This window comes from Aeromonas sp. s11 (assembly GCF_040907945.1).
Classification (GTDB): Bacteria; Pseudomonadota; Gammaproteobacteria; order Enterobacterales; family Aeromonadaceae; genus Aeromonas; species Aeromonas veronii.
In genome coordinates this window covers 103,458-129,443 of sequence record NZ_JBFOCU010000023.1, presented here as the reverse complement: position 1 = coordinate 129,443, position 25,986 = coordinate 103,458, and the positions used below count along the sequence as shown (strand labels likewise).

At 60.8% G+C, this 25,986-nt stretch carries 22 protein-coding genes and 1 pseudogene; 14 read left to right on the top strand and 9 right to left on the bottom strand.

Features of this window, described 5'->3' with window-relative positions:
• Window positions 1–21: 21 nt before the first annotated feature.
• From ribBA to glyA, 6 genes and pseudogenes are all read right to left on the bottom strand, one after another.
• On the bottom strand, window positions 22–1,131 hold the full coding sequence (ribBA, locus tag AB5Y84_RS05530) for a bifunctional 3,4-dihydroxy-2-butanone-4-phosphate synthase/GTP cyclohydrolase II (protein ID WP_005358461.1): 1,110 nt from the start codon (window positions 1,129–1,131) through the stop codon (window positions 22–24).
• A gap of 147 nt (window positions 1,132–1,278) precedes the next feature.
• Window positions 1,279–1,932, bottom strand: coding sequence for a riboflavin synthase (locus AB5Y84_RS05525; protein ID WP_005358459.1), 654 nt, complete (start codon window positions 1,930–1,932; stop codon window positions 1,279–1,281).
• Window positions 1,933–1,987: 55 nt separating this feature from the next.
• Window positions 1,988–3,097: a bifunctional diaminohydroxyphosphoribosylaminopyrimidine deaminase/5-amino-6-(5-phosphoribosylamino)uracil reductase RibD gene (ribD, locus tag AB5Y84_RS05520; RefSeq protein ID WP_368176537.1), complete on the bottom strand. Its 1,110-nt coding sequence runs from the start codon at window positions 3,095–3,097 to the stop codon at window positions 1,988–1,990.
• Window positions 3,098–3,194: 97 nt separating this feature from the next.
• The gene (gene nrdR, locus AB5Y84_RS05515; RefSeq protein ID WP_005338880.1) at window positions 3,195–3,644 is read right to left on the bottom strand and encodes a transcriptional regulator NrdR; all 450 of its coding nucleotides are present in this window, start codon (window positions 3,642–3,644) and stop codon (window positions 3,195–3,197) included.
• 135 nt (window positions 3,645–3,779) lie between these two features.
• Window positions 3,780–4,254, bottom strand: a pseudogene (locus AB5Y84_RS05510) (hypothetical protein).
• Window positions 4,255–4,333: 79 nt separating this feature from the next.
• A complete protein-coding gene (gene glyA, locus AB5Y84_RS05505; protein WP_005338884.1) occupies window positions 4,334–5,587 on the bottom strand; it encodes a serine hydroxymethyltransferase in 1,254 nt (417 codons plus the stop codon).
• A 324-nt stretch (window positions 5,588–5,911) separates the two neighbouring features.
• On the opposite strand from glyA, the gene AB5Y84_RS05500 reads away from it, so the two are divergent.
• On the top strand, window positions 5,912–6,196 hold the full coding sequence (locus AB5Y84_RS05500; protein ID WP_368176536.1) for a hypothetical protein: 285 nt from the start codon (window positions 5,912–5,914) through the stop codon (window positions 6,194–6,196).
• 52 nt (window positions 6,197–6,248) lie between these two features.
• On the opposite strand, the gene torS is transcribed toward AB5Y84_RS05500, so the two are convergent.
• Complete coding sequence (torS, locus tag AB5Y84_RS05495) at window positions 6,249–9,074, bottom strand: TMAO reductase system sensor histidine kinase/response regulator TorS (protein WP_368176535.1); 2,826 nt, start codon at window positions 9,072–9,074, stop codon at window positions 6,249–6,251.
• Window positions 9,075–9,144: 70 nt separating this feature from the next.
• Here torS and torT point away from each other — a divergent pair, with 70 nt between their 5' ends.
• A complete protein-coding gene (gene torT, locus AB5Y84_RS05490) occupies window positions 9,145–10,191 on the top strand; it encodes a TMAO reductase system periplasmic protein TorT (RefSeq protein ID WP_368176534.1) in 1,047 nt (348 codons plus the stop codon).
• 37 nt (window positions 10,192–10,228) lie between these two features.
• Window positions 10,229–10,633 (top strand): GFA family protein, encoded by a 405-nt coding sequence (locus tag AB5Y84_RS05485; protein WP_368176533.1) that lies wholly within the window; start codon window positions 10,229–10,231, stop codon window positions 10,631–10,633.
• A gap of 36 nt (window positions 10,634–10,669) precedes the next feature.
• On the opposite strand, the gene torR is transcribed toward AB5Y84_RS05485, so the two are convergent.
• The gene (torR, locus tag AB5Y84_RS05480) at window positions 10,670–11,383 is read right to left on the bottom strand and encodes a two-component system response regulator TorR (RefSeq protein ID WP_179903230.1); all 714 of its coding nucleotides are present in this window, start codon (window positions 11,381–11,383) and stop codon (window positions 10,670–10,672) included.
• 145 nt (window positions 11,384–11,528) lie between these two features.
• Here torR and torC point away from each other — a divergent pair, with 145 nt between their 5' ends.
• The 5 genes from torC (at window position 11,529) to AB5Y84_RS05455 (ending at window position 18,957) form a co-directional block, all read left to right on the top strand.
• Entirely contained in the window at window positions 11,529–12,695 is a 1,167-nt protein-coding gene (gene torC / locus AB5Y84_RS05475; protein ID WP_368176532.1) for a pentaheme c-type cytochrome TorC, read from the top strand.
• Window positions 12,696–12,722: 27 nt separating this feature from the next.
• Window positions 12,723–15,215, top strand: coding sequence for a trimethylamine-N-oxide reductase TorA (gene torA / locus AB5Y84_RS05470; RefSeq protein ID WP_368176531.1), 2,493 nt, complete (start codon window positions 12,723–12,725; stop codon window positions 15,213–15,215).
• 99 nt (window positions 15,216–15,314) lie between these two features.
• Window positions 15,315–15,983: a molecular chaperone TorD gene (gene torD, locus AB5Y84_RS05465; RefSeq protein ID WP_058057287.1), complete on the top strand. Its 669-nt coding sequence runs from the start codon at window positions 15,315–15,317 to the stop codon at window positions 15,981–15,983.
• Between the two features lie 7 nt (window positions 15,984–15,990).
• Window positions 15,991–16,359 (top strand): hypothetical protein, encoded by a 369-nt coding sequence (locus AB5Y84_RS05460; RefSeq protein WP_064338674.1) that lies wholly within the window; start codon window positions 15,991–15,993, stop codon window positions 16,357–16,359.
• Between the two features lie 189 nt (window positions 16,360–16,548).
• The gene (locus tag AB5Y84_RS05455) at window positions 16,549–18,957 is read left to right on the top strand and encodes an EAL domain-containing protein (RefSeq protein WP_227016222.1); all 2,409 of its coding nucleotides are present in this window, start codon (window positions 16,549–16,551) and stop codon (window positions 18,955–18,957) included.
• A gap of 57 nt (window positions 18,958–19,014) precedes the next feature.
• On the opposite strand, the gene AB5Y84_RS05450 is transcribed toward AB5Y84_RS05455, so the two are convergent.
• On the bottom strand, window positions 19,015–19,296 hold the full coding sequence (locus AB5Y84_RS05450) for a hypothetical protein (RefSeq protein ID WP_225315392.1): 282 nt from the start codon (window positions 19,294–19,296) through the stop codon (window positions 19,015–19,017).
• 167 nt (window positions 19,297–19,463) lie between these two features.
• On the opposite strand from AB5Y84_RS05450, the gene acs reads away from it, so the two are divergent.
• The 6 genes from acs to panF all read left to right on the top strand — a co-directional run bounded on the left by acs (window position 19,464) and on the right by panF (window position 25,917).
• A complete protein-coding gene (gene acs, locus AB5Y84_RS05445; RefSeq protein ID WP_167556681.1) occupies window positions 19,464–21,410 on the top strand; it encodes an acetate--CoA ligase in 1,947 nt (648 codons plus the stop codon).
• 288 nt (window positions 21,411–21,698) lie between these two features.
• On the top strand, window positions 21,699–22,148 hold the full coding sequence (aroQ, locus tag AB5Y84_RS05440) for a type II 3-dehydroquinate dehydratase (RefSeq protein ID WP_179903226.1): 450 nt from the start codon (window positions 21,699–21,701) through the stop codon (window positions 22,146–22,148).
• Window positions 22,149–22,184: 36 nt separating this feature from the next.
• A complete protein-coding gene (accB, locus tag AB5Y84_RS05435) occupies window positions 22,185–22,643 on the top strand; it encodes an acetyl-CoA carboxylase biotin carboxyl carrier protein (protein WP_005338908.1) in 459 nt (152 codons plus the stop codon).
• A gap of 15 nt (window positions 22,644–22,658) precedes the next feature.
• Window positions 22,659–23,999: an acetyl-CoA carboxylase biotin carboxylase subunit gene (accC, locus tag AB5Y84_RS05430; RefSeq protein ID WP_005338910.1), complete on the top strand. Its 1,341-nt coding sequence runs from the start codon at window positions 22,659–22,661 to the stop codon at window positions 23,997–23,999.
• 207 nt (window positions 24,000–24,206) lie between these two features.
• On the top strand, window positions 24,207–24,470 hold the full coding sequence (locus AB5Y84_RS05425; RefSeq protein WP_005349483.1) for a YhdT family protein: 264 nt from the start codon (window positions 24,207–24,209) through the stop codon (window positions 24,468–24,470).
• Complete coding sequence (gene panF, locus AB5Y84_RS05420) at window positions 24,460–25,917, top strand: sodium/pantothenate symporter (RefSeq protein WP_368176530.1); 1,458 nt, start codon at window positions 24,460–24,462, stop codon at window positions 25,915–25,917. Before AB5Y84_RS05425 ends, panF begins: the two co-directional genes overlap by 11 nt.
• Window positions 25,918–25,986 lie beyond the last annotated feature (69 nt).

Here is a 25,986-nt window from a genome sequence, read left to right as displayed (position 1 = left end):
TTTTTATCCTACAAAGATTAATTACTCGCCGACGTACTCAACCACTTCCAGACCGAAACCACCGAGGGCATGGTACTTCTTCGGCGAGCTCAACAGGCGCATCTTGCTCACGCCGAGCGCCTTGAGGATCTGGGAGCCCACGCCAACCCGGCGCGAGGTGCCCTGCCACTTGGCTCCTTCCGGTGCCAGTCCCTTGTCGGCGGCTTCAAAACCCTTGACCCTAGCCAGCAGCTCGGCGCCATGGGATTCCGCCCCCAAAATCACCAGCACGCCGCCTTCGTCAGCAATGCGGGCCATGGATTTGGGCAGCGGCCAGCTGCGGGCGGCGTGGCGGTCGGTCAGCAGCAGATCGCTCAGCACATCGTGCAGATGGACGCGCACCAGGGTCGGCTGGTCGGCCTGCACCTCACCCTTTTTCAGGGCGAAGTGAACCTGATTGTCGATGGTGTCGCGGAAGGTGATGAGGTCGAACTCGCCAAACTCGGTCGGCAGCTTGCATTCGGCCACCTTCTCGACAGTGGTCTCGTGCTGGTTGCGGTACTCGATAAGGTCGGCGATGGTGCCAAGCTTGATGCCATGCTCCTCGGCGAACACCTCCAGATCCGGACGGCGCGCCATGGTGCCATCTTCGTTGAGGATCTCGACGATGACGGCCGCAGGCTCGAAACCAGCCAGACGGGCCAGATCGCAACCGGCTTCGGTGTGACCGGCACGGGTCAGCACGCCGCCATCCTGCGCCATCAGCGGGAAGATGTGGCCCGGCTGCACCAGATCGGCCGCCTTGGCGTTGGGCGCCACAGCCGCCTGTACGGTCACCGCGCGATCGGCAGCTGAGATACCTGTGGTCACCCCTTCTGCCGCCTCGATGGAGACGGTAAAGGCGGTGGAGAACTGGGCATTGTTGCGATCCACCATCAGCGGCAGCGCCAATTGCTTGCAGCGATCCCGGGTCAGAGTCAGGCAGATGAGGCCACGGCCGTAGCGGGCCATGAAGTTGATATCCTCCGGACGGACGCAGGAGGCGGCCATGATGAGGTCCCCTTCGTTCTCCCTGTCCTCGTCATCCATCAGGATCACCATCTTGCCAGCCTTGATATCGGCAATGATTTCCTGGGTTGTGCTCAGCGCCATGGGCTACTCCATCTGTCTATTTGGGGATTGAGCCCGCAGGCTCAACGGGAATGCGAGATATGCTGCTCTAGATTGGGGCGCATTGCCCCATTTCAATCGGAGCGGGATCACAGAAAATCGTTTTGGTCGGGGCCAACACCCCGACCATCAGAGAAAACCGGCCTTGGCCAGCTTGTCCAGAGTCAGGGTGGAGGCGCTGCTCTCCTGACTCTTGCCCATCATCAGCCGCTCCAGATAACGGGCGATCTGATCGACCTCGAGGTTGACCTTGTGACCCGGCTTCCAGCTGGCGATGGTGGTCTCCTGCGCGGTGTGGGGCACGATAGTCAGGCGGAAAAGGTCCCCCTGCACCGCGTTGACGGTGAGGCTGATGCCATCCACCGCAATGGAGCCCTTCTCGGCGATGTAGCGGGAGAGTTCCCCCGGCGCCTTGATCCAGTACTCGATGGCGCGGCCGCTGCTGGAGACGCTTTTCACCTCCCCTACCCCATCCACATGGCCGGAGACCAGATGGCCGCCGAGGCGGGAGGTGGGCATCAGCGCCTTCTCGAGGTTGACCCGATCGCCCACTCTGGCGGCGGCAAAACCGGTACGGGAGAGGGTTTCCAGCGACACGTCGGCGGTATAACTCTTGTCGCCCAGCGCCACCACGGTGAGGCAGACGCCGTTGGTGGCGATGGAGTCGCCCAGTTTGACGTCGCTAAAATCCAGACCTGGTGCGTGGACGGTGAGGGCCATGTCATCGCCCTGACGGCGCAGCTCGGCCAGGGTTCCCACCGCTTCGATAATTCCGGTAAACATGCAGATCACCTTGCTGATGACGGGGGCTGATTATGCCCCCTTGAACATTGATAAATCAGGCTATTTTGGCGGTAATGCGAATATCTTGGCCGACCATGCGCACATCCTTTATGGCGAGCTTGGGGGCCTGGAACAGCCGGGTCAGACCCGGCAGATGGAACAGGCCACGCCCCTCGTCACCCATCAATTTTGGAGCCTGATAGAGCACCAGCTCATCCACCAGCCCTTTTTCCAGCAGAGCGCCGCACAGCCGCGGGCCCGCCTCGACCAGCACCGAGTTGACGTTCTGTTTGGCCAGCAGCATGAAGAGGCTGACCAGATCCAGCTTGCCATCCAGCAGCGGCAGCTCCAGCTGCTGCACCCACTCGGGCCACTCGCCGGACGCCTTGTGACAGGCCAGCAGCACCGGGCTCTCGCTCTGGAACAGCGGCAGATCCGGGGTGAGCCGGTTTTGCGAATCGACGATGACCCGCAGCGGCTGGCGCAGGGTCTCCTTGGGATAACTCGCCTTGACCGAGGGGGGCAGCTCGTCCCAGCGCACGGTCAGGGAGGCACCATCGGCCAGCACGGTTTCAGCGCTGGAGAGCACCGCATCGTGGCGGGCCCGCAGCCGTTGCACATCGCGGCGTGCATCCGGGGAGGTGATCCACTGGCTCTCGCCGCTCGCCATGGCGGTGCGGCCATCGAGACTGGCCCCCAGCTTGACGGTCACTCGCGGGAAGGCGGTACGCATCCGCTTGAAAAAGCCCGGGTTGAGCGCTTCCGCTTCGCTCGCCAGCAGGCCGAAATCGGTCTTGATCCCCGCTTCGGAGAGCATCCGAAGGCCACGCCCACCCACCTGGGGATTGGGATCGACCATGGCCGCCACCACCCGGGCCACGCCGGCGTTGATCAGCGCTTCGGCGCAGGGAGGGGTACGGCCATGGTGGGAGCAGGGTTCGAGGGTCACATAGGCGGTAGCACCACGGGCGTTGTCACCGGCGGCGCGCAGGGCATAGACCTCGGCATGGGGCTCGCCCGCCTTCTGATGCCACCCTTCGCCAACCACCACGCCATCTTTGACCAGCACGGCGCCGACGCAGGGGTTGGGAGCCGTGGTGTAGCGGCCGCGGCGGGCCAGTTCGAGGGCCCGACTCATCCATTGGTAATCATCTTGACTAAACATTCGGGCTCCTTTGACAACACATCTCGACTTTACGCAGTATCGTAGGTTCGATTAGCGCAGCGTAATCGGACGCGGCAACATGGGTGAGAATGGCGGTTTACTTCTCCAGCTTGGCGATCTCTTCGCCGAACTCGCGAATATCTTCGAAGCTGCGATAGACGGAGGCAAAGCGGATATAGGCCACCTTGTCCAGACTCTTGAGCTCATCCATCACCAGATTGCCTACCAGCTCGGAGGCGACTTCGCGCTCACCGGTGGCACGCAGGCGGGATTTGATATGGTTGACCGCCTTTTCGATGGCCTCCATGCTCACCGGCCGCTTCTCCAGCGCCCGCAGGATGCCGGCGCGCAGCTTGTCTTCGTTGAACGGCTCGCGGGAACCGTTGGACTTGATGACGCGGGGCATCACCAGCTCGGCCATCTCGAAGGTGGTAAAACGCTCGTGACAGAGCAGACACTCACGACGGCGGCGCACCTGATGGCCTTCTGCCACCAGACGGGAATCGATCACCTTGGTATCAACCGCACTACAGAATGGGCAATGCATCGGACCTCCGGCGTTAATGGAACAGGGACCGGCCCGGCGGGCCAGGATCTAGGTCGGCCAGTGTAACACGGCCATCCAACCGTGGTAAAAAGCGGAAAAGCGTGATTTTTCTGTTCGTTATCACTAATGGGCAACTCACTCGTCGTAAGGCAGAGTATCAGGATCACAACCCAGATAATCGGGGGCTGGGTCGACCGTAAACTGCACCGCATCGATATAGTCATGACCCAGCATCAATGCCTTGCCTATCCGGTGCATGCCATCCATCACCCGACCGGCGCTGTCGAGAATGATCGGGTAGGCGAGATCCGCCGCCATGATGAGCTGGCAGTGCTCGACTACGCTGCGCACCGTAGGAGTGGCGCTGCCATGGCCATACCAGTGATCACGGTCGAGCTCGGCAATGTCGCAATGCCACCGCCTGCAGCGGCAGATCACGGCTCAGTCGCACCAACCGCCGTACATCCCATGCCAGCAGCCCCTGCTCACTGGCACGAAAGTGATACTGGGCGCGGATTGCCAGCCGAAGCTCCGCCTCCAGCACCTTGTCCCGCTCTGCGCAGGAGTGTGCCTCTTCGCTCGGTAACTTCTCTTCGTGGTTCAATCTCATCCATCTCGTGTTGCCCAACGCCAGAAAAAACAATGCCACCCGAAGGTGGCATTGGTCTCAAACCGGATGGTCTGGCTTATCAGCCATAAACCGGGAAGCGGCGGCAGATATCCAGCACCTTCTCACGCACGGTGGCCAGCACGGCATCGTTGTCGTGGTTGTCCAGTACATCGCAGATCCAGTGGGTCAGCTCGATGGACTCGGCTTCCTTGAAACCACGGCGGGTGATGGCCGGGGTACCGATCCGCACACCGGAGGTGACGAACGGGGAACGCGGGTCGTTGGGCACGGAGTTCTTGTTGACGGTGATGTTGGCTTTACCCAGCGCAGCGTCAGCATCCTTACCGGTCAGCTCGCGGCCGATCAGGTCAACCAGCATCAGATGGTTGTCAGTACCGCCGGAGACGATCTTGTAACCGCGCTCGATAAAGGTGGCAGCCATCGCCTTGGCGTTCTTGACAACCTGAGCCTGATAGGTCTTGAACTCCGGCTCCAGCGCCTCTTTGAAGGCAACGGCTTTACCGGCGATGACGTGCATCAGCGGGCCACCCTGACCACCCGGGAAGACGGCAGAGTTGAGCTTCTTGTAGAGTTCCTCGTCGTCAGCGGCGGAGAGGATCAGGCCACCGCGCGGACCGGCCAGGGTCTTGTGGGTGGTGGAGGTGACCACGTGAGCGTGGGGAACCGGGTTCGGGTAGACGCCAGCGGCAATCAGACCAGCCACGTGGGCCATGTCGACGAACAGGTAGGCACCGACCTTGTCGGCGATTTCGCGCATTCGGGCCCAGTCAACGATGCCGGAGTAGGCGGAGAAGCCACCGATCATCATCTTCGGCTTGTGCTCGACAGCCTGACGTTCCATGTCGTCGTAGTCGATCTTGCCGGACTCATCGATACCGTAAGGCACGATGTTGTATAGCTTGCCGGAGAAGTTGACCGGAGAGCCGTGGGTCAGGTGACCGCCGTGGGCCAGGTTCATGCCCAGTACGGTGTCGCCCGGCTGCAGCAGTGCCATGTAAACGGCACTGTTGGCCTGGGAGCCGGAGTGCGGCTGCACGTTGGCGTAAGTGGCACCGAACAGCTCTTTGGCGCGCTCGATAGCCAGGGTTTCGACCACATCCACATACTCGCAACCACCGTAGTAACGCTTGGAGGGGTAACCTTCAGCGTACTTGTTGGTCAGCTGGGAGCCCTGGGCTTCCATGACACGGGGGCTGGTGTAGTTCTCAGACGCAATCAGCTCGATATGCTCTTCCTGACGACGGGTTTCGTCTGTGATGGCCTGCCACAATTGCGGATCATAATTGGCGATGGTCATGTCACGTTTCAACATCCGTTTCTCTCCTGAAAATCGTTTGCGCGTTAGGTGAAGTGGGCGCGGGCATTGTAACGTGAGCTGGATCAAAGAGACAGTCCAACCACCTAAAAAAATGTTGAATTTATGTTGTAAAAAGCAAGATTCCCTCCCCGTTCAATACCCTGGCCGCTCCGCCAAACGATACATTTTTCATCCCGCGGCGGGCGGGCAAAACCCGAAGGGGATCACAACGCCCTCTTTATCCATCCTGTAACATATTCATTCGAAACAAATTTAATGATGATGGAGCTGATTGCAGCCATGCATCCGAGGGGCTGCACCTAACCGGAGGAGTTCAAGATGGACCATCTGCTGACATTCGTGATCCTGGCTGTCTTTTTTCTGTTCTACTGGGTCTACTACACCAGCCAACGCAAACATGTCCCCACCACCTCGTGGGATCAACTCCCCACCAAAGCCGAATATCTGGCGGCCCACCCTGAATCAGTCGATGGCGACATCATCTTCTGTTATCACTGCGGCCACCACGAGTTGCTGGAGGTAGGCATGGTGCACCTGACCGATTTTCGCCGGGAATGGGTCTGTGCCAAGTGCAAGCAGGTGCTATTTCGGGAGATCGAATAAACGGCGCAGGGACTGTCCACCCCCTATGAACGTTGTACATCGCCAGCAGGGATCAGAACGGCGAATCCCTGTTGGCCGCCAGCCACAGCTGCAACCCGCTCACCGCCGCGTCAAATTGCGCCCCGATTGTCGCAGGCTCACCGCCCCCCGCCTCAAGAGCCGCACAGTGGCTGGCAAATTCGGTCAACCCAAGCGCCAGCGCACTCCCCTTGAGCTTGTGCGCCAGCTGACGTTGCTCACTTCCCTCACCCTGAGCCAACTTATCCACCAACACCCGCCCTTGCGACTCAAACAGCGCGACCAGCTGGCGGATCCGCGCCATGCCGAGCAGGGGCAGATCGGCATCCAGTACCGGATTGGCCCACCCGGGCTGGTTAATTGGGGGCACGGCTACTGATAACTGCACCTGCGGCTCAATAGAGGCCCCTTCTTGTCGAAATAGTTGATCTATGGCGTTCGCCAGCACCGCCAGCCGCACCGGCTTGCCGACAAAATCGACAAACCCGGCGGCAAGGCAGTGGCGGATATCCTCCGGATACATCTGGGCCGAGATGGCGATGGCGGGCAGCGGCCGCTCATGCATCTCCTCGCTGATGGCTGCCAGATCCTCGCGCAGGGTCATGCCGTCCATATCGGGCAGATTGATATCGAGCAGCGCCAGCTCGAAGGGACGCTCGGTCACCAGCGCCAGTGCGCTGCGACCATCCTCCGCCAGGGTGACGCGATGGCCGAGGCGGGTCAGCATGCCGTGCGCCACCAACCGGTTGATCTCGTTATCCTCCACCAGCAGGATGTCACGGGACTTGCCAAGGTGCAGCGGTTGCGCCTCGGCAGGCAGCTGGGCACTCGAGCGTTGCAAGGGCAGGCTGAAGCTGAATTCACACCCCTTGCCCGGTTCGCTGACAAGGTTCAGCTCGCCCCCCATGGCAGTCACCAGCTTACGGCTGATCGCCAGTCCCAGCCCGGTGCCGCCCTGATGGCCTATATCACGCTTGCGCTGGCGAAACGCCTCGAACACCGCCTCCTGCTCATCGGCCGGAATGCCGGGGCCGGTATCGCGCACCACGAAGCGGATGCAGGGCTCGGCGCAAGGGCCTTGGCAGGCAAGAGGCGCCACCGCCAGGGTAATCTGGCCACGGGCGGTAAACTTGACCGCATTGCCGAGCAAGTTGCCGAGCACCTGGCGCAGCTTGCCCAGATCCCCCTCGACCACAGGCGCCAGCCCGGGCGCATATTCCAGCGCCAGGGTGACCCCCTTGGCCGCAGCCTTTGGCCGGAACAACGCGCTGAGCTCATCCACCAGCTGGAACAGGGGGAAGGGTTCGCGGCGCGCCTCCACATGGCCCGCCTCTATCTTGGAGTAGTCGAGAATGTCGTTGAGGATCTCCAGCAGGGATTCGCCACTGTGCTCGATGGCGGCCAGATAGCGCTGCTGGGTATCGCTCAGGTGGGTATCTTCCAGCAGTGTTAGACCGCCCAGAATGCCGTTCATGGGGGTGCGGATCTCGTGGCTCATGGTGGCGAGAAACACCGACTTGGCGCGGTTGGCCTGTTCTGCCTCGGCGCGGGCCTGCCGCTGCTTCTCCACCTCCTCATTGAGCCGCTCGTTGGCGTGGCTGAGCTGGCCGGTGCGCTCCTCGACCCGCGACTCCAGCTCGCGCTGATAACGGCCCAGCTCAACCGCATTGTCACGAAACACCTGCAGGGCCCGGCCCAACTCCGCCAGCTCATCGCGCCCGGTGCTGGCGATCGGCTCAAGGGGGGCCAGATCCCCGCGCGCCAACCGGCTCATCCCCGCCACCGCCCGTTGCAGCGGCCAGACGATCCGGCCGTAGACCATGCGCCACATCAGCAGCATCAGCAGGACCAGCGTAAACAGGCCAATGGCCATCAACGCCTGCTCCAGCAGCCTGAGACGCTGGCTTAGCGCCTGCTGGCTCTGCCCCAGCGAATCGCGAGCACGGCTGACCAGCTCTCCGACCTGCTGATTGAGACTGCTCATCAGGGCTTCATTGGCATTGGCCAGCACCCGCAGCGCCTCCCCCTTGCCGAGCCAGTCGCTGCGCAGTTGCACCAGCTTGTCGCTCTGCACCAGCACGGTCAGCGCCTGCTCCACCGCCTGACGACGAGCCGGATCGGTCACCGCCCCGGCCCGCAGTTGCAAGATGGCCAGCTCCCGTTGCCCCTCTTGTAATAGCGTTTGCAACTGTTCCTGCCGTTCGCTGCGCCACATCTCCTCGATGCGCTGCTGTTGCATCAGGGTGCGATGGCGCAGCTCGGTCATCTGCTCCAGCCAGTCGAGATCCTGTTCCAGCAGGCGGTCCAGCGTCCGGGCCGCCTGCGCGCCTTGCTGTTGGTAGAGGGAATCCAATCCCGCCACCATCACGGTTTCGGCGTTCTCCATCTGGCTGCGCGCCAGCTCGGCGATCTGTCCGGCCGCCGCCACCAGACGGGACCGCTGCGCCTCCCCTTGCGCCATCAGGGTCAATCTTTCCCCCACCAGCCAGCCCTGCTGACCCAGATTACCGATAATGCTCTGGTTGAGCTGATCGAGGCTTGTTGAACCCTGCCCACGGCCAAGTTGTGCCAGTACCTGCTGCAACTGTTGCCCCTGCAGAGTGAGCAAGCGCCCCTGATGCTCCCGCTCCTGCTCGCTGGTTGCGGTGGCCAGCAGCCGCGACGCGCTCTGGATCTCGCCGCTGAGGCGAGAGAGCGTGCGGGCCAGCTCCTGATCGGCCAACGTCTGCTGTACCCCTTGCTCCAGCTGGCGCAGATGGCTAAGCCCCACCCAGCCCAGCAGGGAGGCACTCAGGGTCAGCAACGCCATCAGGGAGAAGGCCAGCAGCAACTTGCCACCCAGGCCGGAAAAGATTCTCACGGGAAGTCCCTTGGTTGTGGTCGGCTTTGACCGGATAATATGGCCCAACACTTTAACAAAACCCCTGGCCATGCGAAGCGTCTATCTCTCCCCGTTGTTGCTGATCTGGTTGCTAATGCTTCCCCGCGCCGCCCTCGCCTTTACGGTCGATATCTGGCCCGGCGGCGAATTCAGCGGCCAGCCGCTGCGCCAGCAGTGGCAGGAACCCGCTGCGGCAACCAAACCGCTGACCCTCTGTGCCCTCTACCCCCATCTGCGCGACGCCTACTGGCTTTCGGTCAATCAGGGCATGGTTGACGAGGCGAAGCGGCTGGGAGTCAAGTTGCAGCTCCACGAAGCAGGGGGTTACGGTGCCCTCGCCGAGCAGCGCCAGCAGTTGCTGCGCTGCGTGCAGGAAGGGAGCGACGCCATCTTGCTCGGCGCGGTGAGCTATCAGGGCTTGCGCGAGGCAATCAAGGTCACGCCGCTGCCGGTCTTTGGACTGGTCAACGATCTGCCCAGCGGTCTGGTGCAGGCCAAGGTGGGAGTCTCCTGGTACCAGATGGGCTGGCAGATTGGCCACTGGCTGGCGCAGCGCCACCCCGCCGGCAGCAAACCGGTCTCGGTCGCCCTCTTCCCCGGCCCGCAGGCAAGCGGCGGCAACAACTTTGTCGAGCCGGGCTTTGCCGACGCCATCAAGGGGAGCGCCATCAAGCTGGTCACCACCGAGCGCGGCGACAACAGCCGGGAAATCCAGCGCACGCTGGTGCAGCAGACGCTGGCCCGCTATCCCGACCTCGACTATCTGGTGGGAGGCGCCATCGCCGCCGAAGTGGCGGTCAACGAGCTGGCGCAGCGCCATATCGACAGGCCTCAGGTGCTGAGCACCTACTTCAGCCACGGGGTACAGCGGAGCCTGCGCCGGGGCAAGATCCTGGCCGCCAACAGCGATCAGATGCGGCTGCAGGGGTGCCTTGCGGTCGCTCAGGCGGTCTGCCTGCTGCAACACCCGGATGCCAGTGCCGAGCAGTGCCCGCGGGTGATGGGGCCACCCATTCTGACGTTGTCTGCACCGCTGGCCGACCCCGCCGATTCCCTCTCGGATGGCGCTTTTCGCCCCGTCTATCGGGTCGAATAGCCGTTCCAAATCCGATTAGCACACTCAAGGAGAAGAGATGAAAGAGTTACATGCCAGCTGCCTGTGCGGCGCCGTCGCCCTGACCCTGCCGGATCAGTTTGACTATATGGGGAACTGCCACTGCAGCGAATGCCGCAAGTTTTCAGGGGGAGATTACGCCTCGGTCGGCGGACTGGATGGCAACCAGGTCACCATAGTGAAGGGCATTGATGCCATCAGCCGCTACCAGAAATCGGCAGAGACCACCCTGGCCTTCTGCCGCCACTGCGGCTCCAGCCTGTTCAGCCAGAAGAGCAGCAGCGGCAAGATCAACCTGCGCCTCGGGGTACTGGACGATGTGCCGAGCCAGCGGCCCGCGTTTCACATCTTTGTCGGCTCCAAGGCGCCCTGGCACCAGATTGGCGACGACTGCCCGCAATTTGATACCCGCCCGCCGGTCTGATACCCGGTCAAACAGGTCAAGGCCACCGTAACGGGCTCAGGAGGCTATCTCACCGGCAAACAGATAGCCTTCACCATGGACGGTGACAAACAGCTGGGGATCCCGCGGATCCGCTTCCATCTTGCCGCGCAGCCGCCGGATCAACACGTCTATGGTGCGATCGCTCGGGCCATCGCCGCGATGGCTGATGAGGGTCAGGATCCGCTCCCGACTGAGCACCCGCCCGGCATGGGCGACAAAGGCCACCAGCACTTCATATTCGGCCTTGGTCAGACGAACCGGCACCCCGTCCTTGCTGAGCTGGCGGCGGGGAATATCAAAACGCCAGGGGCCAAAGCGCACCGCATCGTCAGCGACCGCAGGCTCGCTCGGCGCGGCGGCCGCCAGCGAGATCCGCCACAGCAGATTCTTGACCCGCACCAGCAACTCCCGTAGCTCGAACGGCTTGGTGACATAGTCATCGGCCCCCATCTCGAGGCCGACAATCCGGTCTACCGCATCACTGCGGCCGGTGACCAGAATGATCCCCACCGTGCTGCGCGCCCGCAGTTCACGGGTCAGCAGCAGACCATCTTCTCCCGGCAGATTGATATCCAGCATCACCAGATCGACCCTCTGCTCCGCCAGCACGGCGCGCATCTCCTGGCCGTTTTCGACCGCAGTCACCCGATAGCCCTCCCGCTCGAAATAGCCGGTCAGCTTCTCGCGGGTAACCGCGTCATCTTCAACAACCAGAATGTGGTAGCTCATGGGCAGGGTTCACGATGGTCGACAAGGGAGGATTATTCTATTCACATTTTGTCATAAATACCCCTATTTCATTAATTTGTGGCGGCAGCCCTGTTCACAACGCCTCCCTATCATGGCTCCCATCAAAAAAGTGATGTGAGAGAGCATGATGAAAAAACTGTGGCACTTCCTGCGCACCCCCAGCCGTCGCTGGTCGGTACTGGCGCTGCTTCTGGTGGGCGTCGGCGTCACCCTCGCGGGCACCGTCGGCCTGCACTACGGCTTTGAGAAAACCAGCAGCCTCGAATTCTGTATCTCCTGCCACTCCATGAAAGACACCGTCTATCCGGAGTACAAGGAGTCCATCCACTTCAAGAATGCCTCAGGGGTACAGGCGGTCTGTACCGACTGTCATCAGCCGAAGGATTTCGTCGGCAAGGTGGCCCGCAAGATGGAGGCGGCCAACGACCTCTATCAGGAGTACATAGGTCACAGCATCGACACCCAGGAGAAGTTCGAGGACCGGCGTCTGCATCTGGCCGAGAAGGTGTGGGCGCGGATGAGCAGCCAGAACTCCAAGACCTGCAAGTCCTGCCACAGCTACGACAACATGGATCACGCCAAGCAGTCCCCGGCGGCAGCGCTGGCGATGAAAGATGCGGCGGCGAAGAACATGAACTGCATCGAGTGCCACAAGGGCATCGCCCACGAACTGCCCAACATGGCGGGCGGCTTCCGGGCCACTTACGCCACCCTGGTCAACGACACGCAAGAGGCGCCAGCCGCCGAGACCCTCTACAACCTGGGTGAAAAAGATCTCTACGCCAGCGAACAGAGCACCGACCCGGTCGGCAAACTGCTGCCCGCCTCCCGCATCGACGTGGTGGACCGCAGCGGCGATCGCCTCAAGGTGACCATCGAAGGGTGGCGCGAGAGCGATGGCAAGGGCCGGGTGCTGAGCGAATACATGGGCAAGCGGGTCTTCGTCGCCACCATCCGTGATGAACTGAAAGCGAGCGAGAAAGTGCTCAAGCAGGAGACCGACAGCGCCACCCATATCAAGTGGGAACAGGTTCAGGTGCAGGCCTGGGTCGATGGCAAGGGCTTTGAATCCTCGCTCAAACCGATCTGGGATTACGCCGGCGAGATGTACAAATCCACCTGCAACTCCTGCCACGGCGCGCCGGATCCCGCTCACTTCACTGCCAACGGCTGGATCTCGGGGCTCAAGGCGATGTCTGCCTACTATCGCCTGAGCAAGGAAGAGGAGCGCACCCTGCTCAAATACCTGCAAAATCATGCCGCCGATACCGGTGGTCAGGGCAGCCACTAAGTCCGGATTCGAAAGAGGAATAACAAGATGATCAATATTTCCCGTCGTGGTTTTCTGGGTGGCTTGCTGGCCAGCGGTGCCTCTGCCCTGATCGGCCCCTCCCTGCTCGGTCGCGCCGTGATGGCCGCCGAGTCCGGCGAAAAACTGGTGCAGTCCGGTTCCCACTGGGGCGCCTTCCGTGCCCGGGTGGTCGATGGCCGCTGGGTCGAGACCCTGCCGTTCGAGCATGACAAGCACCCCACCGACATGCTCAAGGCCTTGAGTGAGGTGGTCTACAACCCCTCCCGCATCCGCTACCCCATGGTGCGACTGGACTGGCTACGCAAGGGCCACCAGTCCGACACCAGCGAACGCGGCCAGAACCGCTTCGTGCGGGTCACCTGGTCCCAAGCGCTGGACTTCTTCTATCACGAGCTGGAACGGGTGCAGAAAACCTATGGCCCGAGCGCCCTCTATGCCGGCCACTCCGGCTGGCAGTCGGTAGGCAAACTGCACTCCGCTGGTGCCATGCTGGGGCGCGCCATGAACCTGCACGGCACCTATCTGGCCAAGGCTGGTGACTACTCCACCGGTGCCGCCCAGGTGATCCTGCCCCACGTGGCGGGCGCCATGGAGGTGTATGAGCAGCAGACCTCCTGGCCGCTGGTGCTGGAACACAGCAAGACCATCGTCATCTGGGGTTCTGATCCCATCAAGAACCTGCAAGTGGGCTGGCTGGTGCCGGATCACAGCGTCTACGACTACTGGGCCCAACTCAAAGAGAAGGTGGCCAAAGGCGAGATCCGGGTGATCAGTGTCGACCCGGTCAAATCCAAGACCCAGAAGTACCTCAACTGCGATCAGGTGACCCTGAATCCGCAAACCGACGTACCGCTGATGCTGGGCATCGCCCACACCCTGTATAGCGAGAAGCGCCACGACGAGGCGTTCCTGAAGAACTACACCACCGGCTTTGACAAGTTCCTGCCCTACCTGCTGGGCACCAGCGATGGTCAGGTGAAGGACGCCGAGTGGGCCGCCGCCATCTGTGGCGTACCAGCCGAGACCATCCGCGAGCTGGCCCGCACCATGAGCAGCGGCCGCACCCAGCTTATCGGCGGCTGGTGTGTACAGCGCATGCACCACGGCGAGCAGTACGCCTGGATGCTGGTGGTTCTGGCCTCGATGATTGGCCAGATCGGCCTGCCGGGGGGCGGTTACGGCTTTGGCTGGCACTACAACGGAGCGGGCACCATCACCTCCAGCGGCCCCATCATGTCCGGTTTCAGCTCGGTCATTCCCGGGGTCAAGCCGATCCATGACGGCGACTGGAAGGGCTACTCCAAGTACATTCCGGTGGCCCGTTTCGTCGACTGCATCCTCAATCCGGGCAAGCAGATCGCCTTCAACGGCCAGACCATCACCTACCCCCACATGAAGATGGCGGTGTTCTGCGGCAACAACCCGTTCCACCACCAGCAGGATCGCAACAAGATGGTCGCGGCCTGGCGCAAGCTGGAAACCGTGGTCAGCATCGATCACCAGTGGACCGCCAGCTGCCGCTTCGCCGATATCGTGCTGCCCGCCACCACCACCTACGAGCGGGATGACATCGAGCAGTGGGGTTCTCACTCCAATGCGGGCATTCTGGCCATGTACAAGGTGGTGGAGCCGCTGTTCGAGGCACGCGATGACTATGACATCTTCGCCGATCTCTGCCGTCGCTTCGGTCGCGAGGCCGAGTTCACCGGTGGCAAGAGCAAGCTGGAGTGGATCCAGAGCATTTATGACGACGCCCGCCTGCAGGGCCGCGGCATCGGCATTCGTCTGCCCCGTTTCAGCCAGTTCTGGCACGGCGAAGGCTTCGTCACCTTCCCGGCAGGCCAACCCTGGGTGCGCCACGAGTCGTTCCGTCAGGAGCCGGATCTGGAACCGCTCGGTACCCCGTCCGGCCTTATCGAGATCTACTCCAAGACCATCGCCAACTACGGCTATGGGGATTGCCCGGGCCACCCGGTCTGGATTGAACCCTACGAGCGTTCCCACGGCGGGCCGGGCAGCAAACAGTACCCGCTGCACCTGCAATCCTGCCACCCGGACAAGCGGCTGCACAGCCAGCTCTGCTCCTCCGACAACTACCGCGCCACCTACACGGTGCAGGGTCGCGAACCTGTCTATATGAATCCGCAGGATGCCAAATCCCGCGGCCTCAAGGACGGTGATCTGGTGCGGGTGTTCAACGGCCGCGGTCAGGTATTGGCCGGTCTGGTGGTGAGCGATGACTACGCCCCTGGGGTGGTGCGCATTCAGGAAGGGGCCTGGTATGGCCCGCAAGAGGGCGGCAAGGTAGGGACTCTCTGTACCTACGGCGATCCCAACGTGCTGACCGCCGACATCGGCTCCTCCAGCCTGGCGCAGGCTACCACGGCCCATACCGCGCTGGTGGAGATCGAGAAGTTCCGCGGACAGGCACCCGCCGTCACTGCCTTTGGCGCGCCGAAATCGGCAAAGGGCATCGACCCCATGTTCCCGGCACTCTGACCCCGGGGGGACGAAAGCGCCCCCTTGAGTTTCCTTTATTTTTAAAGTCGTTAGAATCGGGAGCCATCAAGGCTCCCGATTGCCATCCACGGAGGAAAAATGCAGGAATTTATGGCTACCAGCGAACGCCGGGCCGAACTCTACTGGTGGTTCTCCACCCTGTTCGCCGCCGAACTCAGTGATGAGCAGATCGCCGAATATGACACCTATGACGTGCGAAGCTTCCTGAAAAGCCTCTCCACCCTGGATCCGATGCGTGAAGCCGTGGCCGAACTCAACGATGCCATCGCCCGCCTGCTGGTGCGCCCGGATCGCCAACTGGAACTCGCCGCCGACTTCGCCGGTCTGTTTCTGGTGGATCCCAAGCAGGGCGCCCTGCCCTACGAATCGCTCTACCGTGGCGAGGCCAAGTTGCTGATGCAGGCCCCGATGGCCGAGATGCAGGCCCGCCTCGATCGCCTTGGTATCAATGTCAGCGATAAATACAAAGAGCCTGCCGACCATCTGGCCATCGAGCTGGATTTGATGGGCAATCTCATCATTCGTGCGGCGGAAGCCAAGAGCGCGGCCGAGCGGGAACGCTGGCTCGACGAGCAGGAAGCACTGCTGCACGGTCATCTGCTGGGGTGGTTCGACAAGTTCGAAAGCGCCTGTCGCGCCGCCGACCGGTTTGGCTTCTACGGCGCCAGTGCCCGTCTGCTGGGGGTCTTCCTCAAGATGGATGCCAACTACCTCTCTCTGGTCAAACCGGCACCGTCCGCCGACTGAGCCCGCGATGAAGACAGCCCTGCTTCTGATTGCATGCTGGCTGCTGGCCCTGATCCCGCTGGATCAGGGCATTACTCCCCTGATTGCGCTGCTGTTCAACCCGGATCGCGAGCTCTACGGCACCGCCCAGCTCACCGGATTTGCTGGCATCCTGCTCACCCTCTACCTTGCCAATCTCGGCGTCGAGGTGGTGTTGCGCCGCCGCTTCCAGATTGCCGGCATGCTGGCGCTGCTGGCCGCCTGGATCGACTTCATCAACAGCAGTGGCTGCGAGTCGCACTTCCTGCTGCTCTATCTGCTTGCCCTCCCTTTCCATCTGCTCGGTTGGCTGGTACTGGTGCGCGGCATTCAGGCGTTTGGTCGCCAGAAGGGATAACCACTCGCCCCCTTTTTCCACCCTTTTTATCAGGTTTTTCTGCCTATTCTTGCCGTCAAAACAACCAGATAACTCCGCTTGACTCCCGGCCAAACAGTTCGTGCCATACTGACAACTGATGAAAGTGATAAAACAATCAATGCCGAGGTCATCATGGATGGGAAGCTTTTCAACGCCGACACCGAGGCAATGTTGACCCAGCTGTCAGATCACACCGTCCTGGAACAGCTGATGGATAATGCCCCTCTGGGCATCGGCGTCTTTGACTGCGAATTTCGCTACCGTAAAGTCAATCAGGTGCTGGCCGACATCAATGGCAAAAGCATCGAGGAGCATCAGGGCAAGCACCTCAGAGAGGTGGTTCCCAAGCTGGCCCCGACCCTGGAGCCCATGTTTCAGCAGATCATGCGAAGCGGCATGCCCTACGTGGATATCGCCATCACGGGCCAAACCGCGGCGTACGACAATAGCTCCCGCCGCTTTCAGGCCACCTACAGCCCGATGCGTGATGAGAAAGGGGAACTGAACGGTATCCTCGCCATCGTGCGGGACATCACCGAGCAGTACGAAACCGAACAACGGCTGCAGCTGGCAATGCGAGCAGCCCAAATCGGGGTGTGGGAATGGCACGTGGCGGAGGACAGACTGCTGTTCGACGGCCAGATTGAGCCGCTGCTGGGCATCGAGGCCAACCAGTTCCACGGCGGGCTGCAAGCGTTCGTCGACTGTTTTGAACCGGAATCCGGCAGCCAGCTCAAGGCCGCCCTGCAAAGTCATGACCCCATCCATCTCACCCTGAGCTACCTCACCGCGCTCAACGAGCGCCACTGGGTCGATATTCATGCCGACCATGTCCCCGCCACCGAGTCGGTCGGCCACCGGGTCATGGGAGTCATTCACAATGCCACCGCCCGCCGCCGTCAGGAGGAGCGGCTCCATCAGGCCAACGTGGTATTCGATACCACGGCCGAGGGGATCATCATCCTCGACAGCGAGCACCATATTCTGTCGGTCAACCCGGCCTTCACCATGCTGACCCAATACAATGCCGAGGAGGTGATAGGCCGCACCCCGGATATCATCATGCATCCCAGGCGCTACACCGACCTCGACTATCCCTGGTATCACCTGCGCCCCGGCAACAACGCCTGGCATGGCGAGATGGTTTGTCTGCGCAAGGATGGCAGCTACTTCTCCTCCTGGCAGCAGATCAGCGCTGTCTATGACAACTTCAACAACACTACTCACTATGTGATCGCCCTCTCCGACATCAGCGCCATTCGCAAGGTGGAGGCCGAACTGAATCACCTTGCCTATCACGATCCCCTGACCGAGCTGGGCAATCGTCATCTGTTGCAGGAGCGGCTGGCCCTTGAGCTGAAAACCGCGCAGCTCAATCGCAAACGGTTGGGGCTGCTCTTTATCGATCTGGATGGCTTCAAGCTGATCAACGACAGCTTGGGCCACGGAGTTGGCGATGAGCTGCTCAAGCGGCTGGCAGAGCGGATCCGCGGCTGCCTGCAGCACAACGATCTGGCGACCCGCCTCGGGGGAGACGAGTTTCTGGTGCTGATCCCCTATCTGGAGGAGCCTGACGAGCTGGCAACCCTGGCCAATACCCTGCTGACCGTGTTGCGTGAACCGGTTGAGCTGGCCCATGAGCTGGTGGCGATCTCGGCAAGTATCGGTATCGCCATCTATCCGGATCATGCAGACAGCCCGGAAACCCTGGTCAGCGCCGCCGACAGCGCCATGTACGAGGCGAAAAGTCAGGGGCGCAACGGATTCCAGTTCTATACCCCCTGCATGGCGGCTCGAGCCCGCGAGCGGATGCAGATTGAGCAGGGTCTGCTCAAGGCCCTTGAGCTCGAACAGCTCTGCATCTTCTATCAACCCATGACCAATCTGGCCAACGGCCACCTGAGCGGACTGGAAGCCCTGCTGCGCTGGCAGCATCCGAATGAGGGAATGATAGCGCCGACCCGTTTTATTCCGGTGGCGGAGGAGTGCGGCCTGATCGAGAAAATTGGGGAGTGGGTGATGCGCAACGCCTGCGAGCAGGGACAAAACTGGCTGGCCGCCGGACTGCCGGTGCCTCGCTTGTCGGTCAATGTGTCGGTGCGGGAGATGCGCTCCCCGGGCTACGTTGAACGAGTCGCCGCTATTCTGGCCGAGACAGGATTTCCGCCAGAACGGCTGGAGATCGAGGTGACGGAGAGCATCATCCAGCGGGTCGAACAGAGTCTGGATCTCTTTACCCGCCTGAAAAATCTCGGCGTGCAGATTGCCATCGATGACTTTGGCACCGGCTTCTCGTCACTGAGTCTGCTCAAGACCCTGCCGATCGATCGCATCAAGATCGACCGGGCGTTTGTGCAGGCATTACCGGAAGACAAGAACAGTCGGGAGCTCTGCCGCACCATCATCAATCTGGCCGACAGTCTGGATATGGAGGTCACCGCCGAAGGGATTGAAACCAAGGCACAACACGCCTTCTTGCAATCACTCAACTGCGGCGAAGGACAGGGCTATCTGTTCAGCAAACCACTGCATGTCGAACATATGGGAGATCGCCTGCATCAACGCTACGTCTCATAGCGGCAGGCAATCATCATCACCAGCCGGGAGGCATCCGCCTCCTGGCTGCCGACCGGATTACCACTCGATCTGCAAGCGGGATTCCCAACCATCATCACGATCATTGAGCATGCGCGTCAGCGGTGATTCGCCAGCATAACGGGGGGCTGGCTCGCTGAAGGTAAGTCTGGTACCAGGCTCTTTGGCCTGCCATGCATGACCAAGCTGATCGGCCACCCGATCCCGCAGCGCGGGTGAGGCCTCCTGATGGGTGATCGCAAACTCTTTCGGAGGTTCGCCAGCGGGCACTGGCGCATCAAACTGCCAGAGGGATGCACAGAGCAACAGAGAAAACATCATGACCTCCAATTAATCGACACGGCCCCCTTTTACTCAATCACCAATTAATTGTCACTCTTTGTCCTGTAACCAACTGTTGCCGCCTATCCAAAAGTCTAATTGCCCCCCGCAACCAAAGGTATAAGTTGTTAAGAAACCATTAAAAGATCTATTCAAAGGAGTGAGTGATGAGCGAGAGCAAGGTCTACCCGGTCAAACCCCACATCAGCAGCAATGCACTGCTAGACAAGGGCGACTACGCCGCCATGTATCAGGCCTCCGTCGAGGATCCCGATACCTTCTGGGGAGAGCAGGGAAAAATTCTCGACTGGATGAAACCCTATACCAAGGTCAAGAACACCTCCTACGATCCGGGCCATGTCTCCATCAAGTGGTTTGAAGATGGCCAGCTCAACGTCTCTGCCAACTGTCTCGATCGCCATCTCGCCGAACGGGGTGACAAGGTCGCCATCATCTGGGAAGGGGACAACCCCGCCGAAGATCGTAAACTCACTTACCGCGAACTGCACAGCGAAGTGTGCAAGTTTGCCAACGTATTGAAAGCACAAGGGGTTCACCGCGGCGACGTGGTCTGCCTCTATATGCCCATGGTGCCCGAAGCCGCCATCGCCATGCTGGCCTGTACCCGCATCGGCGCAGTACACAGCATCGTATTCGGCGGCTTCTCGCCGGAAGCGCTGGCTGGCCGCATCATCGACTCGGGCTCGCGCATCGTGATCACCGCCGACGAGGGACTGCGTGGCGGCCGTCCGGTGCCACTCAAGAAGAATGTGGATGAAGCGCTCACCAACCCGGAAACCCAGGTCAACAAGGTGATCGTGCTCAAGCGCACCGGCGGCAATGTCGCCTGGCACAACCACCGCGACATCTGGTGGCACGAAGCGACCGCCACCGTCAGCAGCGACTGCCCGCCCGAGGCGATGAACGCCGAAGATCCGCTCTTTATCCTCTATACCTCCGGCTCCACCGGCAAACCCAAGGGGGTGCTGCACACCACAGGCGGCTATCTAGTTTATGCCAGTCTCACCTTCAAATATGTGTTCGACTACCACGAAGAGGATATCTACTGGTGTACCGCCGATGTGGGCTGGGTCACCGGCCACTCCTATCTGGTCTACGGGCCGCTCGCCAATGGTGCCACCACCATCATGTTCGAAGGGGTGCCCAACTACCCGGCCACCAACCGCATGAGTCAGGTGGTGGACAAGCACCAGGTCACCATCCTCTATACCGCCCCTACCGCCATCCGCGCCCTGATGGCCAAGGGTAACGAAGCGGTCACCGGCACCTCCCGCCAGAGCCTGCGCATCATGGGTTCGGTGGGTGAACCCATCAACCCGGAAGCCTGGGAGTGGTACTACCGCACCATTGGCGATGAGCGCTGCCCCATTGTCGATACCTGGTGGCAAACCGAGACCGGCGGCATCCTGATTACGCCGCTGCCCGGCGTCACCGACCTGAAACCGGGCTCGGCGACTCGTCCCTTCTTCGGGGTGCAACCTGCACTGGTCGACAACATGGGCGAACCGCTGGAAGGTGCCACCGAGGGTAACCTGGTGATCACCGACTCCTGGCCGGGCCAGATGCGCACCGTATTCGGCGATCACGAGCGCTTCGAGCAGACCTACTTCTCCACCTTCCCGGGCCGCTACTTCACTGGCGACGGTGCCCGTCGCGACGAGGACGGCTACTACTGGATCACCGGTCGGGTGGATGATGTACTGAACGTCTCCGGCCACCGCATGGGTACCGCCGAAATTGAATCGGCGCTGGTGGCCCATCCCAAGATAGCCGAAGCCGCTGTGGTGGGGGTTCCTCACGAGATCAAGGGTCAGGGTATCTATGCCTATGTCACCCTGATCGCCGGAGAAGAGCCGAGCCGTGAGCTGCACAAAGAGGTGAAGGAGTGGGTGCGCAAGGAGATCGGTGCCATCGCCACGCCGGATGTCATTCACTGGGCGGAGGGGTTGCCGAAGACCCGTTCCGGCAAGATCATGCGCCGCATCTTGCGCAAGATCGCCACTGGCGAAACCGACAGCTTGGGGGATATCTCCACCCTCGCGGATCCGGGCGTAGTAGACAAACTCATTCGCGAGAAGTCGGAAGCTGCCTGATCCCGCTTCGTTTGTTGCTCAATAAAGCCGGCCCTGTGCCGGCTTTATCGTTTCTTATCCGCCAGCAAACAGCAAGGTGGCAGCGACAAAGTATCTCAGGTCGAAACGTGCAATAAATAGCCAGATGTAGAGATTAGACCAGTAAAATGCTGCTAATTTTCACGAAATCAATATAATTGCGAAATCTGTGTGCCAGGGCACACCGATTTGCGCAGAAAATGGCTAGATTTCTGGTAGTCCACAAGATAGCTGATAGATAGCAGCATTATCATCGAGGATGTACTCAATATGTCGCAAAATCACCGAATTCTCCTGCTCAACGGACCAAACCTGAATCTGCTGGGCAAACGGGAACCGGGTATCTACGGCAGCAAGACGCTTGATGAGATCGTCGCCGATCTGAAGCTTAACGCCAGCGAACTCGGTGTCACTCTGGAACATCTGCAATCCAATGCCGAACATGAGTTGGTCGGCCGCATCCATCAGGCCATGGGCCAGGTGGATTTTATCATCATCAATCCAGCCGCCTTCACCCACACCAGCGTCGCCATTCGCGATGCGCTGCTGGGTGTCGCCATCCCTTTTATCGAGGTTCACCTGTCAAACGTCCATGCCAGGGAGCCGTTCCGTCATCACTCCTATCTGTCTGATGTCGCCAAAGGGGTCATTTGTGGTCTGGGGGCCGATGGCTACCAATTCGCTTTAACCGCGGCCGTGCGCCATCTGCGCGCGGCTTGATAATCACTGATCAGATAAAGAAGAAAGAGAATGCTAATGGATATCCGCAAAATCAAGAAGCTGATTGAACTGGTTGAAGAGTCCGGCATCGCCGAACTGGAGATCTCCGAAGGTGAAGAGTCCGTTCGCATCAGCCGCAACTTCTCCGGTCAGGTGACCACCGCCATGCCGCAGATGATGATGCAGCAAGCCGCTCCGGTTGCCGCACCTGCCGCTGCCGCCCCGGTTGCCGCCGCACCGGCCGCAGATGCCGCCCCGAGCGGTCACCTGATGCGCTCCCCGATGGTTGGCTCCTTCTACCGCTCCTCCAGCCCGGATGCCAAGCCGTTCGCGGAAGTGGGTCAGCAAGTCAATGTCGGCGACACCCTGTGCATCGTCGAAGCCATGAAAATGATGAACCAAATCGAGTCTGACAAGGCCGGTGTGATCAAAGCGATCCTGGTTGAAAATGGTCAGGCCGTCGAATTTGACGAGCCACTGTTCATCATCGAATAAGGGAAATCGCCACCCATGTTGGACAAAGTAGTCATCGCCAACCGCGGTGAAATTGCCCTGCGGATCCTGCGCGCCTGTAAAGAGCTCGGGATCAAGACAGTGGCCGTTCACTCCACCGCCGACCGGGAGCTCAAACATGTGCTGCTGGCCGACGAATCCATCTGTATCGGCAGACCGGCCAGTACTGAATCCTACCTCAACGTCCCGGCCATCATCGCCGCCGCCGAGGTAACCGGTGCCGTGGCCATCCACCCGGGTTACGGCTTCCTCTCCGAGAACGCCGATTTCGCCGAAGTGGTCGAAAAATCCGGCTTCATCTTCATCGGCCCGCGCGCCGAGACCATTCGCCTGATGGGTGACAAGGTCTCCGCCATCGAAGCGATGAAGAAAGCGGGCGTACCGTGTGTACCGGGCTCTGACGGCCCCGTCGACAACGACGCCAAGCACAACGCCGCCATTGCCAAGCGCATCGGCTATCCGGTGATCATCAAGGCTGCCGGTGGCGGTGGTGGTCGCGGTATGCGCGTGGTGCGCAATGAAGCGGAACTGGCGGGCGCCATCGCCCTGACCAAATCCGAAGCAGGCCAGTTCTTCAAGAACGACATGGTCTACATGGAGAAGTACCTGGAAAACCCGCGCCACATCGAAATTCAGGTGTTGGCAGACGGCCAGGGCAACGCCCTCTATCTGGGCGAGCGTGACTGCTCCATGCAGCGTCGCCACCAGAAAGTGGTGGAAGAGGCGCCGGCACCCGGCATCACCGCCGAAATGCGCAAGTTCATCGGCGAGCGCTGTGTGCGCGCCTGTATCGAGATCGGCTACCGCGGTGCGGGTACTTTCGAGTTCCTGTACGAGAACGGCGAGTTCTATTTCATCGAAATGAACACCCGTATTCAGGTTGAACATCCGGTCACCGAGATGGTCACCGGTATCGATCTGATCAAGGAGCAGCTGCGCATCGCCGCCGGTCAGCCCCTGTCGATCACCCAGCAGGATATCCGCATCCGTGGCCATGCCATCGAGTGCCGGATCAACGCCGAAGATCCGGCCACCTTCATGCCCTCTCCGGGTCTGGTGCAGCGCTTCCACGCGCCGGGTGGTCTGGGCGTGCGTTGGGACTCCCACATCTATGCCGGTTACAAGGTACCGCCCCACTACGATTCGATGATCGGCAAGCTGATCTGCTACGGCGAGAATCGTGACATTGCCATCGCCCGCATGCGTCATGCGCTGGACGAGCTGGTGGTGGAAGGGATCAAGACCAACGTACCGCTGCAAAAAGAGATCATGAAAGACGAAAACTTCCAGCACGGTGGCACCAATATCCACTACCTGCACAAGAAGTTGGGTCTGTAAGGATCGCTGATAGAGACCCGATGACATTGCACGGTGGCAGTACCAACGCCCACTACCTGCACAAGAAGTTAGGTCTGTAAGGATCGCTGATAGAGACCGGACTTCCGGTGGAAGTCTGCTCCGCAAGGAGCCTCTGCTGAAAAAGGGCCATGGCGACATGGCCCTTTTTTGTTATCCTTGCGCCCCTCAAATTTGTCGGAGGCCAAGGTGAACCGTTTTGCTCTCGCCCGCCGGGAAGCAGCTTTCTGCCTGCTGCTGACCCTGTTCTACTTCTTTGCCTGGTATGGCACCGCCTATTTTATCCCGCTCCAGCTGGAGTTGTGGGGGCTGCCGTTGTGGTTCCTGCTCAGCTGCATGGTGATGCCGCTGCTGTTCATTCTGCTCTGCGCCCTGATGGTGAACCGGCTGTTTGTGGAGATCCCCCTCGATACCCACTCCCCTTCCGGCAAGGAGTCATCCCATGAATCTTGAGTTGATGCTGCCGCTCGTCATCTATCTGGTGCTGGTGCTGGGGGTGGGTTTCTGGGCCAGCCGCCATCGCGCAGAAGGCAACTTCGTGCAGGAGTACTTCATCGGCAACCGCAGCATGGGCGGGCTGGTGCTGGCGATGACGCTAGTGGCCACCTACACCTCGGCCTCCTCCTTTATCGGCGGGCCGGGCGCGGCCTACAAGATCGGTCTGGGCTGGGTGTTGCTGGCGATGATCCAGCTGCCCACCGTCTGGCTCACTCTGGGGGTGCTTGGCAAGAAGTTCGCCATCATCGCCCGCCGGGTCAATGCGGTGACCATCAACGACATGCTGTGGGCCCGCTATCAGAGCAAGGCGGTGGTGATCCTCGGCTCCGTTACTATCATCCTCGCCTTTATCGCGACCATGGTGGTGCAGTTTATCGGCGGCGCCCGCCTGCTGGAGACCGCTACCGGCCTCTCCTACCAGCAGGGGTTGATGCTGTTTGCCAGCTGCGTACTGCTCTACACTATCATCGGCGGCTTCCGCGCGGTGGTGATGACTGATGCCCTGCAGGGGATCATCATGCTGATCGGCACCGGCGCCTTGCTGGCGGGGATTTTGATTGCCGGTGACGGCCTGCCGAACCTTATCCACCAGCTCAGGGAGATCGATCCCAAGCTGGTAAGCCCGCAAGGGGCCGGCGACATGTTGACCCAGCCCTTTATGCTGAGCTTCTGGATCCTAGTCTGTGTCGGGGTGGTGGGGCTGCCCCACTCGGCGCTGCGCTGCTTTGGCTATCGCGACAGCAAGGCGCTCCATCGCGGCATTCTGATCGGCACCGTAGTCAGCGCCCTGCTGATGTTTGGCATGCATCTGGCGGGCGCCCTTGGCCGCGCCATCCTGCCGGGCATGGACAGCCCGGACAAGATCATGCCCTCCCTGATGATGGAAGTGCTGCCCCCTTGGCTGGCCGGGGTCTTTCTGGCGGCGCCGATGGCAGCCATCATGTCCACCATCGACTCCCAGCTGATCCAGGCTTCCGCCACTCTGGTGAAAGATCTCTATCTCAACTATCTGAGTCCAAAGCAGGAGAAGCTGGAAGTGCGCATTCCGCGCCTCTCCCTGCTCTGCACCCTGATCTTGGGCACCCTGGTGCTGCTGGCGGCGCTGCAACCGCCCGAGATGATCATCTGGCTCAACCTGCTCGCCTTTGGCGGTCTGCAGGCTGTGTTCCTCTGGCCGCTGGTGCTCGGCCTCTACTGGTCGCGGGCCAACGGCCCGGGCGCACTGGCCAGCATGGTCAGCGGCATCGTCAGCTATGGGGTGCTCAGTCAGTGGGGGATCAAGCTGGCTGGCCTGCACGCCATCGTGCCAAGCCTCACGCTAGCGCTGGTGGTCTTTATCACGGTCAGCCTGCTGACGGCACCGCCCTCGCGGGAAGTGCACGAGCTTTTCGGGCAGAAATAATAAAAATATAAATTAGGGGTTCCAAAACTATCCCCAAATAGGTGTTTTCCGGTTAAACTGTGCGCCAAG